This is a genomic window from Kitasatospora sp. NPDC004240 (assembly GCF_053603215.1).
Window position 1 is genome coordinate 1 of record NZ_JBSGFD010000355.1, and the last position, 4,956, is coordinate 4,956.

Sequence of the window (4,956 nt, forward strand, 5' to 3'; positions counted from 1 at the left end):
CGCGGCCTCGGCGGCCAGCGGGGCGGTGGCCCGGTCGGCGGCCAGGGTCTGCTGGGCGGTGGCCATCGCGGTGAAGGCCTCCCGCAGCGGGGCGGCGGCCTCGATCAGCTTGGCGAGGTCCGGCGTGGTGCCGCCGGTCGGCTCCACGGTCGCCCAGAACCGCTCCAGCAGCGGCGTGAGGTACCCGGACTCCTGCTTGGCCAGCGGGGAGGAGGAGCTGTTGCCGGCCAGCGCGGTCACGGCGGCGAGCGCCGCGCCGCTGCCCTTGTCGGCCACGGCCGGCCCGGCGCTCGCGGTCGGCCCGGCCAGCGAGCGCAGCGCGGCCTGCCAGGACTCCTCGGGCCGGTAGCCGGCCGGGTTCCAGGCGAAGTCGCCGGCGGTGGCCAGCGCGATCCGGGACGCCACCGGCTGCTGCATCGCGCCGGTCAGCATCACCGCGGAGCGGGTGGCCACCTCGGGGTCGCGCCCGGTGTAGGCGCCGAGGAAGAGCCGGTCCGGGGTGGAGTCGTTGACCGGGTAGTTGTCCATGGTGACCAGCGGGTGCGCGTACAGCGCCCGGGTCTCGTCGGCCTGCGCCGAGGTGATCTTCTCCGGGATCACGCCGACCCCGCTCCAGGCCAGCTGCACCCGGGCCGGCAGCGCACCGGCCAGCGCCTGGCGGTACGGGGTCGCGCCCTGCTGGTGGTACTCGGTCGGCACCACCGACAGCGGCGCGAGGTCCGGGTGCTTGGCGATCAGGCGCTCCTGCACCTTGGTGATCAGCTCGGCCTGCGCCTTGGCGGCGGCGGCCGGCCCGGTGCCGTACCGCGACTTGTCGTCGCCGCAGTGCCACTCGTCGTAGCTGACGTCCAGGAACTGCAACTGGAAGGCGGTGAAGCCCAGTTGGCGCAGCCCGTCGAGCTTGGCGACCAGCGCGTCGGCGTCCTTGCCGGAGCTGTAGCAGAACGACTGCCCCGGGTCGATGGCGTAGCCCAGGGTGATGTGGTTGGTCCGCGCCCGCCCGGCCAGCGCGCGCAGGTCCGCGGCCCGGGCGGCCGGGTAGGCGTCGCGCCAGCGGGAGAGCCGGTACGGGTCGTCGCCGGGGGCGTAGAGGTAGAAGTTCTGCTTGCCGCGGCCCAGGAAGTCCAGCTGCTCCAGGCGCTGCGCCTGGGTCCACGGGGTGCCGTAGAACGCCTCGGCGGTCCCGCGCAGCGGCGCGCCGGTCGGCCAGTCGCGCAGGGTGATCCCGGGCAGGCCGAGGCCGGCCGTGGGGCTCTGGCCCTGCCCCGCCGGCACGGCGGCCAGCAGCTGGCGCAGGCTCTGCGCCGCGTAGAAGGTGCCCGTCGCGTCCGTCCCGGCCAGCACCACGACGCCGTACGTGCCGCCGTCGGAGGACGGCAGCTGACCCGCCGACAGCACGTAGCCGCCGGCCGGCAGCCCGCTCGGGGACGGCGCGGCGCTCCCGTCGCCGCCGGCCGCCACGGCCAGCTCGCGCAGCACCCGGTCGACCGTGCCGCCGGAGCCCTCGTCCGGCCCGCCGACGTACACCACCAGCGAGCCGGCGGCCGGTTCGGCCTCCGACTGCGGGGTCACCGTGGACGCCCCGGCGATGGTCAGCACCTCGCGCACCGCGTCCACCGCGCCGTTGTCCGCCTTGGGCGCGGTCACCAGCGTCACCGCCGCCGGGACGGTCACCGGCTTGCCGCCCACCTTCTGCTCCTGCGGGCGCGGGAACACCTGGGGGTCGCTCACGCTGCCCAGCGGGGTCTGCGGCGCGCTGCTCACCACGTCCGGGGAGCCCGCGTGCGGGTAGGCGTACGTGGGGGAGGCCGCCAGCAGCCCGCCGACCACGGCCGCGGCCGAGAGGGTCGCCGCCAGCTTGATGGCCCGCCGGCTCGGGGCGCCCGGCCGTGAGGCGGCCGCCCGCTCGGCCCGTACGGAGGCCAGCAGCGGGGGAGTTCCCTTGAGGTCCGCGATCAGCCGGTCCGCCGTCCGCGGCGCCAGCTGCCGGCACGTGCGCGCGGTGGCCCGCCGCGCCGCGAGCGCCGCCGGGTGCTGCAGCACCTCACGCAGCGCCGGGCTCTGCTCCAGTTGATGCCGCAACCGCCGCCCCGTGGCCTCGGACACTCGCGCCTGCACAGGAGCCTCCTCGCCAACCCTGGGAGCACATCGGCCCACAGCCCACCAGCTGGGTCTGCCGGTGTCAATGTCGTCGACGGGTATGCCGACTTTGTCCCCATTGGTCGCGACCCGCCGTCACCACCCCCGCCCACCCCGTCCATCGCCCCGTCACCACCCGCCCCGCCCGTGCCGCCCGCCCCCTTCCGCCAGCCCCTCCCGGCGGCCGCGCCACCCCTCGCCGCGCCCCCGGGCGCCCCGCGACCCCGCGCGTGTCGTGTCGCGCAGCGTCACGGGGCCGTCACCCGGGTAGGACTGTGGCTGTCCCCGTTGGGTGGTGCCGAGACTGCGCAGGAGCCGCGAGTGGCCGCTTACCTCGATCGTGATGGAGCCGGGAGCCGGGAAGAGGGGGTGCCGGCGCAGGACGCGTCGGTGGCACCGGCGGAACTGGTGGCGTTGGCACGGGCGTACGGGGTGGAGGGGACGTACGAGCCCGGCGCGCGGACGCTGGTGGCGGTGCTCGGGGCGATGGGGGTGGCGGCGGGGACGCCCGAGGCGGTCCGGGAGGCGCTGGAGCGTCACCGCACCGAGCACCGCGAGCGGCTGCTGCCCCCGTGCGTGGTGGTCCGGGCCGGGCGCCGCACCGCGCTGGACGTGCCGGGCGACGCACGGGTCGTCATCGCACTGGAGGACGGCGGCCGCTGGGAGCTGCCGCCCACCCGCTCCCACTGGCTGCCCGCGGACCTCCCGCTGGGCCGGCACCGGCTGCACGTGGCGGCCGGCGACCGCGAGCAGCGCGCGCACCTGATCGTGGCGCCCGAGACGCTGCCCGAACTGCCCGGCCGCAGCTGGGGCTTCCTCGCCCAGCTGTACAGCGTGCTGTCCGACCGCTCCTGGGGCATGGGCGACCTCGGCGACCTCACCGAGCTCGTCCAGTGGGCGGGCGCGGGCCTCGGCGCCGGCTTCGTGCAGATCAACCCGCTGCACGCCGCCCTGCCCGGCGCGCCCACCGACCCCTCCCCCTACCGCCCCTCCTCCCGCCGCTTCGCCGACCCGGTGCACCTGCGGATCGAGGCGGTGCCCGAGTACGGCGCGCTGACGGAGGAGCAGCGGGCCGAACTCGACGCGCTGGCGCAGAAGGCCGCCCGGCTGCGCGAGGAGGTGCTCGGCCACGACGGCCTGATCGACCGGGACGCCGTCTGGGCGCTCAAGCTCGCCGCCCTGGAGCTGCTGCACCGGGTGCCCCGCGGGGCCGGCCGGGAGGCCGCCTACCGGGCGTACCGCAGGGCCGAGGGCGGCTGGCTGGAGCGCCACGCCCGCTGGAACGCCCTCGCCGAGGTGCACGGCTCGGACTGGCACTCCTGGCCCCGGGGCCTGCGCCACCCCGACAGCCCGCACGTCACGCTGGCCGCCGAGTCGCTCGCCGGGCGGGTGGAGTTCCACCGCTGGCTGGCCTGGCTGGTGGACGAGCAGCTGCGCCAGGCCCAGCACGCGGCGCGCGCCGCCGGCATGCCGGTCGGCCTGATCCACGACCTCGCGGTCGGCGCGCACCCGGACGGCGCCGACGCCTGGGGCCTGCAGGACGTGCTCGCCACCGGCATCTCGGTCGGCGCCCCGCCGGACGCCTTCAACGCCCACGGCCAGGACTGGGGCCTGCCGCCCTGGCGCCCGGACGCCCTCGCCGCCGCCGGCTACGCCCCGTACGCGGAACTGCTGCGCTCGGCGGCCCGGCACGCCGGCGCGATCCGGATCGACCACGTGATGGGCCTGTTCCGGCTCTGGTGGGTCCCGGCCGGGCACGCCCCGACCGAGGGCGCGTACGTGCGCTACGACGCGGAGGCGATGCTCGGGGTGCTCGCCCTGGAGGCGCACCGGGCCGGTACCGCGGTCATCGGCGAGGACCTGGGCACGGTCGAGCCGGGTGTGCGGGAGCAGCTGGCCGCGCGGGGGATCCTCGGCACCTCGGTGCTCTGGTTCGAGCGGGACTGGGCGAACGGCGGCCGGATCCTCGCCCCCGGTCGCTGGCGGGCGAAGAGCCTGGCCACCCTGACCACCCACGACCTGCCCAGCACGGCGGCCCGGCTCTCCGGCGAGCACGTGGAGCTGCGGCACCGGCTGGGACTGCTGGCCCGTTCGCTGGGCGAGGAGCAGGACGGGGCGGCGGCCGAGCTGGCCGACTGGCGGGCCGAGCTGACCCGGCTGGGCCTGCTCGCGGACGGTGAGGAGCTGTCCGGGGCCGCGCTCCACCGCTTCCTGCTGGACACCCCGGCCGAGCTGGTCGGCGTCTGGCTGCCCGACCTGGTCGGCGACCCGCGCCCGCAGAACCTGCCCGGCACCTGGGACCAGTACCCGAACTGGCGGCTGCCGGTCGCGGACGGCGCGGGGAACCCGGTCACCCTGGACGCGATCGCCGCCGACCCGGCCGCCGCCGCCCTCGCCGGGGTGCTGCGCACGCCCGCGCCGGGGGCCGCCCGAAAGGCCGACCCCGCCGAGCGCCCCGAGGTAAGCGACGGGTAAGTTGGCGACGTGGACAAGAGGAACGCTTTGCGCGCCGGTGCGGTCACCGCGACGGCCACGCTGATGATGCTGATGTCGTCGCCCGCCATGGCCGTGACCCGGGACGACGGTGACCAACCGGGCGACACGCTGACCGTCGCCCAGACCCTGGGCCTGTTCGTGCTGCTGCCGATCGCGTCCTTCGTGATCATCGCCGCGCTCGCCGGCATCCCGTGGGGCAAGGACAAGCAGAAGTAGTCCCGGAGTACCACACACGCTCTGACACGACAGGGGCGGCGGACGTTCGACCCCGCCCGTCGGCGGCGTGCTGGAAGCGCTGCTCGATGTCGGGTTGTTCGGTGT

At 76.5% G+C, this 4,956-nt stretch carries 3 protein-coding genes; 2 read left to right on the forward strand and 1 reads right to left on the reverse strand.

What is annotated here, in order from left to right:
• A partial coding sequence (locus ACWEQL_RS41020) for a beta-N-acetylhexosaminidase family protein (RefSeq protein ID WP_452156498.1) occupies positions 1-2,118 on the reverse strand: 2,118 nt, incomplete at its 3' end.
• A gap of 411 nt (positions 2,119-2,529) precedes the next feature.
• Here ACWEQL_RS41020 and malQ point away from each other — a divergent pair.
• Both malQ and ACWEQL_RS41030 read left to right on the forward strand, forming a co-directional pair.
• Positions 2,530-4,614, forward strand: a complete 2,085-nt coding sequence (malQ, locus tag ACWEQL_RS41025) for a 4-alpha-glucanotransferase (RefSeq protein ID WP_452156500.1) — start codon at positions 2,530-2,532, stop codon at positions 4,612-4,614.
• Between the two features lie 9 nt (positions 4,615-4,623).
• Positions 4,624-4,851 carry a hypothetical protein gene (locus ACWEQL_RS41030; RefSeq protein ID WP_452156502.1) on the forward strand — a complete coding sequence of 76 codons (228 nt, stop codon included), beginning with the start codon at positions 4,624-4,626 and terminating at the stop codon, positions 4,849-4,851.
• The last annotated feature ends 105 nt before the right edge of the window (positions 4,852-4,956 follow it).